The organism is Chitinophaga sp. (genome assembly GCF_039596135.1).
Taxonomy (GTDB): domain Bacteria; phylum Bacteroidota; class Bacteroidia; order Chitinophagales; family Chitinophagaceae; genus Chitinophaga.
Map to the genome: position 1 here is coordinate 1 of NZ_JBCNKH010000116.1, position 14,606 is coordinate 14,606.

The window sequence follows — 14,606 nt, forward strand, 5'->3', positions numbered from 1 at the left end:
CCCTGTGTTTAAGGCGAATATTGTGCGGTCATTGAATTTGCGGCGGGTGAAGCCGCCGTTGGATTTGGGGGATTTGCGGAAATTGACGGGTTATTTTCCGGAGGCGGGGTATGAGATGCCATTGGACCCAAGTTATGAGTATACAGTGGAGGGGGCGGATTCTGCGCATATCAGGGTTTTTAAAATGTTGCGGAAGATGCAGGGGGTGGGATTGGTGGAGCCTGTGGATGAGGAGTATATGTATTGGGCGGCGATGAATAGCGGGAAGTGCAGGTTGACGCCGTTGGGAATGTATTATTGGCAACTGGTGAAGGAGGGAAGGATATGAGGAAGCATGATATAGCTATTTCGGTAGCGGAAGAGGATACGGATGTGGCAGATTTGATTGCGGCGGAGTTGAAGAATCTGAATGTCCGGTATTACTATTACAAAGAAGAGAAGGATAATTTGGGGAAGCATTTGATTAACTTGACCATGGATGCTTATGGGAAGCGTACGAAGTATGTGTTGTTGATAACGAGCCGGTTTTTTGTAAATAAATATTGGTCTGGTATTGAGCTGCAAATGGCATTGGCACAGTTGCCACAGGGAAGTGTTTGGCAGTTGAGATTGGATAATACGGAGGTGAATGGGTTGCCGAAGCATAAGGTCTACCTGGAATGGAAAGATAATCCGGGGGAGATCGCAAAGGTTGTAAAGGAGAAGTTGACGAGAAGGAAGCGTATGGTGTGGGAGAGATTATTGAGGATATGTACCATGTTGGGGATATTGGGGATTACTGTGTTTTTATGGTATTGGATTTATAACACATGTTGTCGGTGGCGTATTTTGAAGCAGGAGTATGTGAGTGTTCTGGCTACAGAGCGACCATTTAAAATAAGCAATGTAGAGGTGACAGTGGCTGCATACAGGGAGTACTGTATGGTTACACATAAGGTATTCCCTGAGCAGCCTTTTCAGTCTGTGGATTCTATGCCGGTGAGGAATGTGACGTGGGAGGAGGCGAAGGCGTATTGTGAATTTGTGAAGGGAAGGTTGCCGAGTGAGTTGGAGTGGACGGCGGCGGCGCTGGCAGGGAAGAATACGGTGTATAGTGGTGGCACATCGGCGGCGGCTGTGGCGGTTTATCATAAGGTGAAGCCGGCGAATGTGGGGCATAAAAAGCCGAATGCATTGGGGATATATGATATGAGTGGGAATGTGGCGGAGTGGTGTGAGGATTGGGCGGATTCTGCACATACTTTGAAAGTTGTGAAGGGAGGTGGGTATGATAGTGCGGTGGGAGAGCTGGTGGTGAGTAATAGACGTGCAGAGCGGCCGGAGGTAAGGTTGAGGGATGTGGGGTTTAGGGTTGTAAAAGATAATTGAAAACAACATAATATGGAAAATCCCAAATTTGATCTATTCAAATCAAGTGGTCAGTTTTATTTCCACTTAAAAGCAGAAAATGGTAAAAATATTTTGTACAGCGAAGGTTATGCAACCAAGCAAGGGGCTGAAAATGGTGTAAAATCAGTGAAAGAAAATGCTCCTTTTGATGCCAGGTATGTGAGAAAGGATGCGCTTACTTATACGTTTGTTTTGACAGCTTCTAACGGACATACAATTGGTAGAAGTGAAAGTTATACAGCAGCAGCTGCGTGTGAAAATGGTATTGCTGCTGTAAAGAGATGTGCACCCATTTCAGATATTAATGATCTGACGTAATACCTGGTCCTATTTATCCCCAATCTTTTATTCATCTAATATTTACCCCTAATGAAACGATTATTGTTCAGCACTACATTGTTGGTAACTATGTTATCATGCAACCTGGTAGATTGTACCTATAATGGGCGTAAGTTGTATGAAGGCCCGAGAGGAGGTTGTTATTATCTGAATAAGAATGGTAATAAGACGTATGTGGATAGGTCTTATTGTGATTGTAAGTAATTCCCTTAATCTTTAAAATTATGGCGTGGACCTATAGAAAACGAATCAAAATTATTCCTGGTGTTCATTTAAATATCAGCAAAAAAGGTATCAGTACTAATATCGGCGTAAAAGGTGCCAGTGTTACCTTTGGGCATGACGGGGCTTATGTAAATTCCGTACTGGGCAGACATAAAACATCGTCTAAACCAGCGTTGCCACCTCCTAAACCGGCCCTCCCAGTACCTGGGCCCCGTCCAGGGATAGCTGTTGCTGCACCACAGGGCAATATCTTCAGCATAGCTCCTACAGAAATTACGAACCAGGATATGCAGGGCGTGAAAGATGCCATTTTATCTGCTCATCAGCAAAGAAAAGAATTACAGCATGACTTGCAGCAAATCGGCCTGGCGTTAAAAAAATCAAAGTCCCAGCTTACACTTAGTTATGTTTTTCTCTATGGTCTTTTTGTACAATCTGTTTCAAAAGGGATCAAAGAAAAAATCGCTTCCCAGCAAACAGCCATTGATGAAATTAAGCAGGAGCTGGAGAAAAGCCGGATGGAACTGGATATTACTTTTGATACAGACATCCTTCAGAAATATGAATCGGTAACAACAGCATTCAAAAGACTCTCTCAATCGCATAAAGTATGGGATGTGACCAGCGCGTTTGCTGAAAACAGAAGGGTTACCAGGTCGGCAGCGTCTACACTTGTGGATAAGAAGGAAGTGAAAATAGGAATCAAGTCTATTGAAGATATTCAATCCAATTTCGAGCCATTGTGGTTTAAAAATGCGAATGGTGCAGATCTGTATTTCTATCCTGGTTTTATCATCATGTACGATACAAAAGACCGGTTTGGCATTATCGACCTGAAAGAATTACATTTTAATTTCCTGCCAGTCAGGTTCATTGAAAGAGGGTTTGTGCCACCTGATGCAAAGGTTATAGATCATACCTGGAACAAGGTGAATAAGAATGGCGCCCCGGACAAACGGTTCAGGGACAATTTTCAGATTCCTATTGTAAGGTATGGTGCTATCACCCTGAGAACGGATGCAGGTGTGCATGAAGAATACGAGTTTAGTAATTATGAGGCTGCTGAGGCTTTTAGCGAGGCCTTTATCGATTTCCAGAATGTGATAAGAGGAGGATATTAATCCTCCTTTTTTTTAAAACCAAGAATATGAAATACTTCATTATTATTTTATGTTTAGTTATGGCAGGTTGTGCCAGTGTACCACGCTATGACAATTATATTGGCTATGAGGAATGTAACAATTCAGCGGGCTTTTATTTATATGCCACTGATGATACGACTTCGCAACCGATATTATATGTTCCTGCAAATAATGCTTTTTATACCAGGACGGCACATCGCCATAAGTATATTAAGCTTTATTATGGTAGCCATCATGGTTATGCCTATAACAGGCATTTTAAGTTTAAGAAGGTTTGGAACCTGTCAATGCCAGCGGACCTAGTTGTACAACAGGATAATAATTATGCGATATGGTTGAAGGATTATCGGCCGGATAATGTGGTGTCAGCACCAGCGAGAACCACGTCTTCTTCAACTGGAAGCAGTGGTGGTTCAGTACATGTGAATGGGTATTATAGAAAGAATGGTACTTATGTGCGGCCTTATACGAGAAGTGCGCCTTCGAGAAGGCATTAGTTTTTTTGTGGGTACAGTTTTTTTATCTACGGTCCTTTGGAGGACTTTTTCTACAAGGGGATTATTTCCCTTGTATTTTCCTGGAATTTAGAGAAATGGAATTCAGCTTAACCGCTTTTTTGATATGTTTGGAGAAATATTCTTTTAACGCGGGATCGCAGACGTATACATATGTGCCAAGCATGCCTCTTTGTAAAAGCGTCAAGTAGACATTGATTATAAATTCTTTCAGGACTACAGTGCTTTCAATTGTTCTCCCTCCATTACTATCATGATAATGTTCCCGTCTGACCACAATTTCATTTTGGGATTTATCATAAGTGATTTCGTTGCCAAAGATGACACCAGCATAATTGAGATCGTATCCCTGGACTGTGTGGATACAACCTACCTCATTGATAGCGTTTTTTGAATTTATCCAGTCTTTTAATTTTAATGGACTATTCCATTTAAGTTTACATCTATCAATGATGATGTCAAACTTAGTGGGATCTTTTAGGGATACCCATTCCCATGCATAACCAGCTACAAACCTGCTTAGTCTTGTTTCTGTCTCTCTACTCCTGATTTTTGCTACAAACTCTTCTATGGAATCAAAAAGTTGAAAATCGTAATCTTTGGATATGAATATGGCAGTGGCTGGTTTAATTGAGCATTTTAATAAATTGTGTACATAATCGACATACTTTTTACCTCCCATTAATCGCATTTGACTTGTCAGGGTAAATGTACAGGTTATATCTTTTTGTAAAGCTAACAACATGAAATCTTCCGGTAGTACATCAGTTGACCGAACCCGTTGATTTGAATCGTAGAATAATACCAATTTTTTGGTTTGGTCTTTATGTAGAAGCCAGTCTAACTCTGTGGAGTTGATTGGATCTACTCCCAGTCTTTTACAACCTGTTTCAAAATGTGTTCGATATGCACCAGAGGGGCCATTACGTAGGCGATGGGATTCATCTACAAGGACGATATCATATTGCTCCTTTGTAATTGCAGTTGGGCTTACTACCATTGAGCTATTTAATCCTTCGATCTGTTGAAATACTTTCTTAATGGTTCCCCGAAATGACGTCACGGGAATGACTAATGCCATTTTGGGAGAGGGGTATTTCTGTTTTAGTAATTTAACAGTTTCAACAAACTCTAATTCATCTGAGCCAAAACTGGCAAAGTTAAAAGCCTCAATATCAGTATACATCAGTTTGAAAAGAAAAGTTGCAAGAATTGATTTACCAGTACCAGATCCTCCATTAACAATAGTATTTCTGATGTTATCGTTCAAGAGGATTTTCATGATTTCCAGCAGACTCTTTGCCTGATCGGTAGTCAATTCCTTATAAGGAGAGTATTTAAAAATGTTCTGGTTTTTAATAAAGTTGGTAGAGTTAACAGCTATTCCAAGCTTTATTAATTTTTTCCAGATGGATTCAAACAAAGGAAGATAAACTTCTTGCTTTTGAAAGAAGTTATGCGCTTCCAGTCCAATATTGGCATTTAATAACTTATACTGTTCGTCGCCGGTAAGGTATTTAATCAAATTAGCCTCGATATCCAGCGTTGCCGATTTATGGAAGAGGGGACTGGATATAATATATATATTGGTGAGCTCTTTCTTAAGGCTGTGTTTGAGGTGTTTGCTTAGACGAGTAAATAGATCTTTGGTTTCACCTACATAAGCAAATTTGCCTCCAATCAATATGTATACGACTGGCCAGTTGTCTCTCGAATAATGGATCTCATCAAGTCTATCCAGTATTTCTTTATTAAAAGGGAAATCCTGTATGTAGAAGGGGAGTGTTTGGCTCATAGCTCATTATACTTTTTCGCAGTACCCCTGGCCTTATCTACAGGGTATTTTTCATTATTTTTAGCAATTTTTTCAAGCATAATCTCCTTCAGATCAAATCCATATCGCTCTGCCAATAGGAATGAATACAACAGTACATCTGCCAGTTCTTCCCTGACCTTTTCAGTTTTTGCATCTGCTGCATTTTTCCAAAGGAACAATTCAAGCAACTCCCCCGCTTCCACATTGATAGCAAGGGCCAGGTCTTTGGGGTTGTGGAATTGTTCCCAATCACGGTCGTTTCTAAATTTTAACAGCTCCTGGAGAATAGTATCAAAATCGTTCATAATAATTAAGGGTATGGCTCAATGAAAATAAAGGTATTGATTTTTTGGGTGTTATGATTGAGTTGAACCGGAACGGTTTTTTCCGCTTCCCGCAAATTAATTTCCCGATCCGTCTCGGTCATCCCCACTATATTCTCCAAATTTGCTAGCGTGGTTTGCTATAACCATTTCTATATCAACTGATAAGGGCGAAGCGATATGAATAAAAAGACTCAGCCAACAGGAAAAAAAGGGAAATCCTGGCGGGCAAAACTCAATGCCTGGTTACATCTATGGCTTGGATTAGCATCCGGAATTGTTGTATTTATCGTAAGCATTACGGGTTGTTTGTTCACTTTTCAGAAGGAAATTTCTGAATGGGTGCATCATGATATCCTATTTGTGCAACCTCAGCAGACAGCGACCCTGCCTGTCAGTACTTTATTAGATAATGCCCAGCGGGCACTGGGGCCGGATAAGAAAGTCAATTACATTACCACTTTCAGGGATAAGGATAGAGCATGGGAGTTTATGACGTATATGAAGGGAGATGAAAAAGCCATCACCTATTTTGGAGGTGTAAAATATTATGAAGCGGTTTTCCTGAACCCTTATACTGGTGAGGTAGTGGGGTATCACGACTTTAAGTATGACTTTTTCGCTATTGTGAAAATGATTCACTGGAGCTTGTTGTTAAATGGGACGATTGGCGAACAGATTGTAGGTTGGAGCGTGTTGATATTTGTCGTCTTGTTGATAACGGGGTTGATACTTTGGTGGCCTAAGAAATGGACGAAGGCAACCAGGGAGCAGAGTTTTAAGATAAAATGGAAGGCGAGTTTTAAGCGGGTGAATTATGACCTGCATAATGTACTTGGTTTTTATGCGATGGCAGTTGCACTGGTATTGGCATTGACAGGGTTGGTGTGGTCGTTTAAGTGGTTCCAGACTACGGTGTACGTGGTGGCTTCCGGGAGTATTACGCCGCCGGCACATAAGAATGGGGTGTCGGATACAACGTTGGTGAATACCCCACAGAAGGGATTGGATATAGCATTTGAGAGTGTGAGGAAAAATATGCCTGATGCTAAAAGGATAGGATTTAGTGCGCCGGATACGGGGAAAGCAGCAGTGGTATATATGTCAGCTTATTGGGGGAACGAGGTGTATTATGATAGAGATGATTTTCAGTTTGATAAGTATAATGGTAAGATGCTGGCGCGGGTGACGGGGAAGGACAGAAATGCAGGGGAGAAAATGATTTTGATGAATTATGATATACATGTGGGGGCAATAGGTGGGATCATTGGAAAGATTATCGCTTTTATTGTGAGTTTGATTTGTGCGAGTTTGCCGGTGACGGGTTTTATTGTATGGTGGGGGAAAGGGAAGAAAAAAGAAAAGAAGAAGGTGGCTAACGTAAAAGTGGAGCCTGCGGCGGCAGTGTAGAATTATTGGAAGGATCTTTTTTCAATTAAAAGTGCCTTATCTTAGCCCCAAAACGTACGCTGCATGAAATATTTCTATCGAATAATCCCCCTGGTAGGCCTTTTTGCCTGTCAGGAAGCTGGGCAGAAGCAGGCTGCTACAGCGGATTCATTAGCCATTAAAAGTATAGACTCGGCAAGTATAGCCCGCGACATTACTGTATTAGCCTCTGATGTGTTCCAGGGGCGTAAACCCTTTACCATCGGAGAAGATAAAACCATCAATTACCTGGAAGAGCGCTTCAGAGAGATCGGACTGCAACCAGGGAATGGGGAGAGCTTTTGCCAGGAAGTGCCGATGGTGGAAATCATTTCTAAGCCCAGCGGACCAATGGTGATCAAAGGGAAGAATGGGAGCGTGACCCTGCCTTACCTGGATGAATATGTGATAGCTACCCGCCGCGTAAAAGAGAAAGTAAATGTGGATAACTCTGAACTGGTGTTTGCCGGTTTTGGGATTGATGCACCTGAATATAAATGGAATGACTACGAAGGTCTGGACGTAAAAGGAAAGACAGTAGTCGTGATGGTGAATGACCCCGGTTTTTATGACAGCACCTTGTTCAAAGGCAAGACCATGACTTACTATGGTCGCTGGACGTATAAATTTGAGGAAGCTGCCCGTAAAGGAGCCACTGGCGTGATTATTATTCATGACATCCTGCCTGCCAGTTATGGCTGGAATGTGGTCAGGAGCGGTTGGTCTAAACCAAGACTGGACCTGCAGACAGCAGATGATAATATGTCGAGAGCTGCTATGGAAGGTTGGATTACGCTGGAGTCTGCAAAGAAAGTTTTTGCACTGGCAGGGGTACCTTTTGATATAACTGAGAAAGCTAAGCATCCGGGGTTTAAGGCGGTGCCGTTGGGGGTGACTACCAGCCTGGAGATTACGAATAAGATCAAGAAGTCTATCTCTCATAATGTGATTGCACAATTGCCTGGTACTGACAGGAAGAATGAATACATTATTTACTCTGCACACTGGGATCACCTGGGGGTAGGTGAAGTGATCAGGGGTGACTCTATTTATAATGGGGCAGCAGATAATGCCAGTGGTACAGCGGCGTTGCTAAGCCTGGCGACGGCTTTCAAAAATCTGCCACAGGCGCCGAGGAGGTCTATCCTGTTTATCGCGTTGACAGGGGAAGAGCAGGGGCTGCTGGGATCTGAGTATTATGCCACACATCCGTTGTTCCCTGTAAAGTCTACAGTAGCGGATATTAATATGGATGTGATGAATACCTTTGGCCGTACGACGGATATTACGATTATCGGTAAGGGACAGTCTGAGTTGGATGATTATGCAGAGAGGGCTGCGAAGAAACAGGGGCGGACGATTATTCCGGAGGCGAATCCTTCTGGTGGATGGTTTTTCCGTTCTGACCATTTCAATTTTGCAAAAGTGGGTATTCCTTCTTTGTATCCTGGGGCCGGCGAGCATTCATTGTTGCATGATTCAGCGTGGGTGCCGGATCATAGGGCTGCTTATGGCAGGGATAGGTACCATTCACCGTTTGATCAGTTTGATGATACATGGGAGTTGTCAGGGATGGTGGAGGATATCCGGTTCCTTTTTGATGTAGGGAAGACGTTGGCGAATGAGGAAAAGTTCCCGGAATGGCGGAAGACTTCAGAGTTTAAAAGTAAAAGGTAATAACTTGCAGCCGGCTTATTTTGAGGCCGGCTGTTTATTTTAAATGATATTTTATGGAAAGAACGATTGCTTATTATTTGAAGGGGAGCGAGGATTTTGTGAGCGAGTACCTGGTAGAATTGGAAGTGGCGGAGATTGGTAAGATTTGGGAAGCGGAGAAGGATGATCCGGAGTATTTGAATATTTACCAGGTGGGAGCGGCGCAGAAGTTGGCCGTGGAGAAGTTGCTGGGGGAGAAGTTGGATTTGAATAAATATGATTATTTCCTGGAGACACATCAGGGGTAGTTTTGTATATTACTATTAAGTTCGGATAGCAATATATGGGATGACAAATTCCATATTATGAAAACGGATGTAATTATCGAAGGGCGGGGACTGGAAGAATTGTACCACTATTTAGCGGGTACGGGGATAACATTAGATGTAAAGTATCGCTTTAATCATTGGCTCTTATCTGCTGAAATAGCGGCGGTTATGGTGAATGGAGATAGGGAAGAGATCGTTTCTGTACTGTTGGGTTATTATGAAGAAAGGCAGGGGAAAGATGTGGTGGTAACCATTGACGGTAAAGAGAAGGTTTCTTTCAAGGGCAAGGAAATAGCTGTTATCAGGCAGGAGCTGTTAACACATGTATAATTTGACCATGGAGCAGGAAAGTATTTTTGGGAAGGAGTTTAGTTTTGTTCGTAGACGTTCCCTTTTACCTATTTTATTGAAGATTTACATTTGGATCGGGATGATCCTTTCCGGTATTTTGTTTTTGGCGGGAGTCGCTTGTATGGTTGTACCTCTTTTTTTGAGTGGAAATGCAGGATTGGCTGTTCAGGGGGTATTTGCGGCGGTAATGGCGGCTTTCATTTTTTCTATTACAGCTTCGTTGTGGTTTGAGAAGAAATGGGCAATCCGGTATAACTGGGTAGTTGGGGTAATATATGGTTGCCTGGTACTTGCCAATATCGTTGTCGGTGGTGCAGTGGCTACTTATATTATGGCATTGTTGAGTATACCTTATTGGGTGATGTTGTATAAGATTCAGCGTAGTTGGGAAAACAATGATATCCTGGAGAATATTAAATAGTCTGTATGGAACAACCCACTATTTTCGAAGAACAGTTCGGGACTGCATTTCTTGTACGTCGTCGTAGTTTATTGTCTACTTTCCTTAAAATATACATCTGGGCTGGAGTTGTCATTGGTGGCATCCTATTTATCCTTACTATATTGAGTGGCGTGGGATCGTTTTTTTTATTAGCCACGGCGGGGTCAAAACAGAGTTATTTACCGTTTTGGGAGTTAATAGGTGGTGGAGTTATATTGTCGGGCATACTTATTTCCATGACGCTTGTACTTTGGTTTGAGGTTAAATGGGCGATCAGGTATAACTGGGTAATGGGTGGAATATGGATCCTAATGATGATCGTACAATTAGTTATGCCAACAGTGAAGATGGGTCAAATAAATGGTATGGTGCTGACGATTCCGTATTGGATTATGATTTATCAGATTCAGCGCCAGTGGGAACAGGCGGCGGTTTCTAAAAAGGAAATGAGTAAATCAATGAAGTAGACATTGGAGATGGGCTTGTCCCTAATAACGATAAATTACCTATTGAAAACAGAAAGCCATTTACTAAAAAAGACGCTCCAACCCACCCCTATGAAATAGCTAATGCATTGTGTATATTTGCTATATAATAATACCTATGGAGCAACCCACTATTTTCGAAGATCAGTTCGAGACGGCATTCATTGTACGTCGCCGTAGTCTGCTCTCTATTTTTCTTAAACTCTACATCTGGGCTGGATTCATCATCGCAGGCATCTTTGTACTGGCGGTGATAGTTGCGATACTCTCCGCCATATTCCTGGAAACGGGAAATGGAGAAGACCCTGAATCGCTTGCAGCCAGGATGGGGCTTCTCTTGTTCCTTGCAGGTTTTATTTTTTCATTGACTGGTTCCGTTTGGTTTGAAAAGAAATGGGCGATCAGGTATAACATGATCGTCGGAAGGATTTGGGGTATCTATTTAATAGCCAGTCTTATTATGGGAACACTACCACCTACCCAGATCATTATTTTGCTCTTTACCCTTCCCTACTGGTTTATGCTTTACAAAATCCGGGAGCGTTGGGAAAAAAGAGGCATCTCAAAGAAAGATCTCACCCCAATCAACGACTAAGCGATTTATTTTTTCCTTATACCATGAATGCACAATTTATTTACCTGCTCGTTTTTATTTTAGGGGTCGTGATGGCCGTTTGGATGCAGAAACGTTTTTGTATACTCTCTGATGCCAGTAGTATAGATCCTAAACCTTTTAGTTATTCCAGGTTACAGTTACTCTGGTGGACGTTTATCATTTTGGTTTCCTTTATCAGTATCCTGGCTGCTACCGGCAAGATGCCCACTTTTGATACTTCGACCTTATTTTTGTTGGGTATAGGTGCAGCGACGACAGCCTCTGCACGCGTTGTAGATGTGGCAGATGACAATAAATACAAGGAAGCGGAAATTGAAGCTGCGGAAGGGAAAGAGCCTGCGCCGCAGAAGAATTCGAAAGATATGAAGAGCGAGGGTTTCTGGCTGGATATTTTGTCAGATAAGACAGGGATTAGTATTCCACGTTTTCAGGCGGTGGTGTTTAATTTGTTTTTTGGGATCTGGTTTATTTGGAGAACGGTGATCAATTTGCAACAGGCGGGTTATGGTTCTCCTGATGATATGATTGATAAGATTATGCCGATTATTCCATTGAATAATCTCATTTTATTGGGGATTAGTGCAGGGACTTATGTGGCGCTGAAGTCTTCTGAGAATAAATAGTAGGGAGCAATTGGAATGAGGAAAGAGCGGAGATAGGTATTGTATTTGATTGCCTGACTGCTATTAGTGGGCTATTGCATTGAGTAATGAATCATTGATCGCCCTGATCATAGGTACTGGTATTTTGGGTACTTTTCGATCGTAAGTGATTAATCCATTCTCTTCTCTTTCCACATCAAATGGTTGGGTATAAATTGCTCCTGACAAACCAGCTCTTTCGTATAAATATAATAATTGCATGAGTGCCTGGTAATAATCGGGAAATTCTGCGCGGGTGACATCGAGATAACTATAAGATTGAGATGGATCCCAGCGATGACCTTCTATGTTTACACCGATACCTCCCCATTCACCCAGTACAGCGGCTTTTTGAGGTAAGGCCGGGCCGATGGCAGGTCCGGGATATTTATGCACATCGACGAAGTCACTGCCTGCCCACATCTGGGAAGGGTAGCCTTCGCTGTATTCGTCCATGTTGGCGCCGGAGTGTGCATCGAGTAAACGACCCGGGTCGTAACGTTTGAGTTGGGTGGCAAGGCGTAATTGATCATATGCACCCCAGCCTTCGTTGAATAAAGTCCAGACTATAATAGAAGGGAAGTTGTAGAGTTGCTGAATGAGTTTGGGACTTTCGTCTTCAAAGATGGTGGCGTCTGCCTGGGTGTAGCCGGCTGGGGGGATGAGGTCTTGCCATACCAGCATGCCTAGTTTATCGCAGTGGTAATACCAGCGGTCGGGTTCGATTTTGATATGTTTACGGATGGTGTTGAAGCCCATTTGTTTGATGACATTAATATCGTAGGCGAGGGCACTGTCTGTAGGGGCGGTATAGATGCCGTCTGGCCAGTAGCCTTGGTCGAGAACGCCGAGGTTGAAGATATATTTATGGTTGAGGAAGATACGGGGGCGGCCATTATTATCATTTTCTAAACTGATTTTGCGCATGGCGAAATAACTGGTGATGGAGTCGGTGATGATGCCGTTTTTCAATAGGCGGATGGTGAGGGGATAGAGATAGGGATCTTGCGGACTCCAGGGGTGAGGAGATGGAATGTGTAGGGTGATGCTGTCATTGGGATTGCCTTCGGCAATGAGGTTATTTGAAATAGCCTGGATGGTGTGAGTTTTTGTGGAGTCTGAAATGGATACTTTGATTTGTAGTTGATTAGCGTCGAGGTCAGGGGTGAGTGTGGAGCCTGCTATGTAGCTATCAGGTACGGTTTCTAACCACACGGTTTGCCAGATGCCGCTGCAGGCGGTGTATAATATTTTTCGGGGATAGAGGCTTTGTTTGCCATGTGGGTTATTGCCCTGGGAGGTAGGGTCGTAGACACTGACGATTAAATCATTTTTACCTGGTTTGAGGAAAGTAGTAATGTCGTAAGAGAAATGATTATAACCACCCCGGTGTGAGCCAAGGTTATGGCCATTGAGATAGACAGTGGCTTTCCAATCGACGGCGCCGAAATGGAGGAGGGTTCTTTGTTTGGAGTTAGTTGCGAAAGTAGTGTGATACCAGAGGCGTTGTTTGGGCATGAGGGCGTGTTGTACACCGGAAAGAGCGGATTCTATTGGAAATGGGACGAGGATTTTTCCCTGGTAATAAGTTGGTGCGTCAGCATCCCAGGCAGTGATGGCGTAATCCCAGAGACCGTTGAGGTTTTGCCATTGGGAGCGGACCATTTGAGGACGTGGATATTCAGGGAGTGGGTGAGTGGCGGAAACTCGTGAAGCCCAGGGAGATTGAATAGGAATTGGCTGCATGTGCCAGGCGGAGATGGGGCGGGCTTTGACATGCAGGAACCCATTGTAGAGGAGCAGGAGGGCTAAGAATTGGAGGGGCCTGGATTTCATTGGGGGTAAATATAAAGTTTGAGGGGAGGAGGGAGTTAGGAGATCGCAAAAATAATTGGGGAACCCCTCCTTGTTGAGGTTAAGGGTGGGGCTTCCATTGAGGGGCCCAGCCAACAATAGCAATTTAAGCAAGTTGGGCGGCAATCCATTACGTTCAATTGTTTATAAAATGGGAATGACATTTTTATAAATTGAGAAACGTTTGAGATTGATTAAAGGGACAGCTAACAACATGCATAAATGCAGGTTAATCTAATATTCACTGTTCAAAATATTATAAAATAAAAAGGCACAAGCTGTTAACTTTTTAAAAGTAGAAATAGAAAATTATTAGAAGAAAGTTTTTTTAAATTTTTTATTCTACATTTATAATCATTGAACCTGTGTTATGGATTAGTGTAACCCTTAGAGTGAACAATTAAATATTCATCGCTATACTTCTATTAGCGAAGCCTTATTACCAGATAGCCTTCATCTCTTGTCATGTAGTTGTTTGTAAAGCTCTATTCTTAATATTAGGAGTTGTGGCCTGATTATTAAAACCGGGTGAGGCGCTGCTGCCGCGCCATCCCTCCTTCCCCCTCCCGGCAGGGTTCCAAACAATGTCTGGAGGACAGTTGGTATAACTGATTCTTATATAAAACTTCTGGTTGCCAATCAATGCAGGAGGCTGTCTGTGGCTTAGTAATAAGACCACTCTTATGAGTTTGCATGTGGTATCCTGTAGAAAATAATAAGGGAAATTGCAGCTTGCTTTGCAATGTCTGCTTAGAGAAGATTGTTTTTATAGGAATAATAAAGGCCGGTTCCTAAGAACCAGCCCTCATAGATCTTTTTTTTATCCTTTTTTTTCTCAAGGCTTGTTTTTCAACATAGAAGACAGCCTCTTTTTTGTGTTTAGAACGAATTTGCTAGTCATGGTTTTAATGGTTTTGACTGTAACAAGTGTAGATTCTGTTTATGTTGACCCGGGTCTCTGGGATGTTGCCCCACCTGCGTAGCAGGTAATAAAAGTAAGAGCTAAATGCTATGTAAAATACAATGATTATTTATTTCTTCGTCTTAGTGATTCT

Annotated in this window: 16 protein-coding genes and 1 pseudogene; 14 read left to right on the top strand and 3 right to left on the bottom strand. The window is 42.5% G+C overall.

Features of this window, described 5'->3' with window-relative positions; all coding sequences use genetic code 11:
• From ABDW16_RS30385 to ABDW16_RS30410, 6 genes and pseudogenes are all read left to right on the top strand, one after another.
• Positions 1-328: pseudogene (locus tag ABDW16_RS30385) on the top strand (caspase family protein); the annotation flags it as partial.
• Positions 325-1,368: an SUMF1/EgtB/PvdO family nonheme iron enzyme gene (locus tag ABDW16_RS30390; protein WP_343675131.1), complete on the top strand. Its 1,044-nt coding sequence runs from the start codon at positions 325-327 to the stop codon at positions 1,366-1,368. The pseudogene ABDW16_RS30385 and the gene ABDW16_RS30390, both read left to right, overlap by 4 nt.
• A gap of 12 nt (positions 1,369-1,380) precedes the next feature.
• A complete protein-coding gene (locus ABDW16_RS30395; RefSeq protein WP_343675133.1) occupies positions 1,381-1,707 on the top strand; it encodes a YegP family protein in 327 nt (108 codons plus the stop codon).
• Positions 1,708-1,758: 51 nt separating this feature from the next.
• The gene (locus tag ABDW16_RS30400) at positions 1,759-1,932 is read left to right on the top strand and encodes a hypothetical protein (protein ID WP_343675135.1); all 174 of its coding nucleotides are present in this window, start codon (positions 1,759-1,761) and stop codon (positions 1,930-1,932) included.
• A gap of 20 nt (positions 1,933-1,952) precedes the next feature.
• Complete coding sequence (locus tag ABDW16_RS30405) at positions 1,953-3,074, top strand: DUF4236 domain-containing protein (protein WP_343675137.1); 1,122 nt, start codon at positions 1,953-1,955, stop codon at positions 3,072-3,074.
• A 26-nt stretch (positions 3,075-3,100) separates the two neighbouring features.
• Entirely contained in the window at positions 3,101-3,592 is a 492-nt protein-coding gene (locus ABDW16_RS30410) for a hypothetical protein (protein WP_343675139.1), read from the top strand.
• 61 nt (positions 3,593-3,653) lie between these two features.
• On the opposite strand, the gene ABDW16_RS30415 is transcribed toward ABDW16_RS30410, so the two are convergent.
• Together ABDW16_RS30415 and ABDW16_RS30420 are read right to left on the bottom strand one after the other, a co-directional pair.
• Complete coding sequence (locus tag ABDW16_RS30415; protein ID WP_343675141.1) at positions 3,654-5,405, bottom strand: DNA/RNA helicase domain-containing protein; 1,752 nt, start codon at positions 5,403-5,405, stop codon at positions 3,654-3,656.
• Positions 5,402-5,731 (bottom strand): nucleotide pyrophosphohydrolase, encoded by a 330-nt coding sequence (locus ABDW16_RS30420; RefSeq protein WP_343675143.1) that lies wholly within the window; start codon positions 5,729-5,731, stop codon positions 5,402-5,404. Before ABDW16_RS30420 ends, ABDW16_RS30415 begins: the two co-directional genes overlap by 4 nt.
• 198 nt (positions 5,732-5,929) lie before the next feature.
• Between ABDW16_RS30420 and ABDW16_RS30425 the strand changes: the two genes are divergently transcribed.
• The 8 genes from ABDW16_RS30425 to ABDW16_RS30460 all read left to right on the top strand — a co-directional run bounded on the left by ABDW16_RS30425 (position 5,930) and on the right by ABDW16_RS30460 (position 11,679).
• A complete protein-coding gene (locus ABDW16_RS30425; RefSeq protein WP_343675145.1) occupies positions 5,930-7,159 on the top strand; it encodes a PepSY-associated TM helix domain-containing protein in 1,230 nt (409 codons plus the stop codon).
• Positions 7,160-7,222: 63 nt separating this feature from the next.
• The gene (locus tag ABDW16_RS30430) at positions 7,223-8,854 is read left to right on the top strand and encodes a M28 family metallopeptidase (protein ID WP_343675147.1); all 1,632 of its coding nucleotides are present in this window, start codon (positions 7,223-7,225) and stop codon (positions 8,852-8,854) included.
• Between the two features lie 53 nt (positions 8,855-8,907).
• Entirely contained in the window at positions 8,908-9,141 is a 234-nt protein-coding gene (locus ABDW16_RS30435; RefSeq protein ID WP_343675149.1) for a hypothetical protein, read from the top strand.
• 57 nt (positions 9,142-9,198) lie between these two features.
• Complete coding sequence (locus tag ABDW16_RS30440) at positions 9,199-9,492, top strand: hypothetical protein (RefSeq protein ID WP_343675151.1); 294 nt, start codon at positions 9,199-9,201, stop codon at positions 9,490-9,492.
• A 76-nt stretch (positions 9,493-9,568) separates the two neighbouring features.
• The gene (locus ABDW16_RS30445) at positions 9,569-9,934 is read left to right on the top strand and encodes a hypothetical protein (RefSeq protein ID WP_343675153.1); all 366 of its coding nucleotides are present in this window, start codon (positions 9,569-9,571) and stop codon (positions 9,932-9,934) included.
• 5 nt (positions 9,935-9,939) lie between these two features.
• A complete protein-coding gene (locus ABDW16_RS30450; RefSeq protein WP_343675155.1) occupies positions 9,940-10,422 on the top strand; it encodes a hypothetical protein in 483 nt (160 codons plus the stop codon).
• A 136-nt stretch (positions 10,423-10,558) separates the two neighbouring features.
• The gene (locus ABDW16_RS30455) at positions 10,559-11,035 is read left to right on the top strand and encodes a hypothetical protein (protein ID WP_343675157.1); all 477 of its coding nucleotides are present in this window, start codon (positions 10,559-10,561) and stop codon (positions 11,033-11,035) included.
• Between the two features lie 23 nt (positions 11,036-11,058).
• Positions 11,059-11,679: a hypothetical protein gene (locus ABDW16_RS30460; RefSeq protein WP_343675159.1), complete on the top strand. Its 621-nt coding sequence runs from the start codon at positions 11,059-11,061 to the stop codon at positions 11,677-11,679.
• 63 nt (positions 11,680-11,742) lie between these two features.
• On the opposite strand, the gene ABDW16_RS30465 is transcribed toward ABDW16_RS30460, so the two are convergent.
• Positions 11,743-13,533 carry a sugar-binding domain-containing protein gene (locus tag ABDW16_RS30465; RefSeq protein WP_343675161.1) on the bottom strand — a complete coding sequence of 597 codons (1,791 nt, stop codon included), beginning with the start codon at positions 13,531-13,533 and terminating at the stop codon, positions 11,743-11,745.
• Between the last annotated feature and the right edge of the window lie 1,073 nt (positions 13,534-14,606).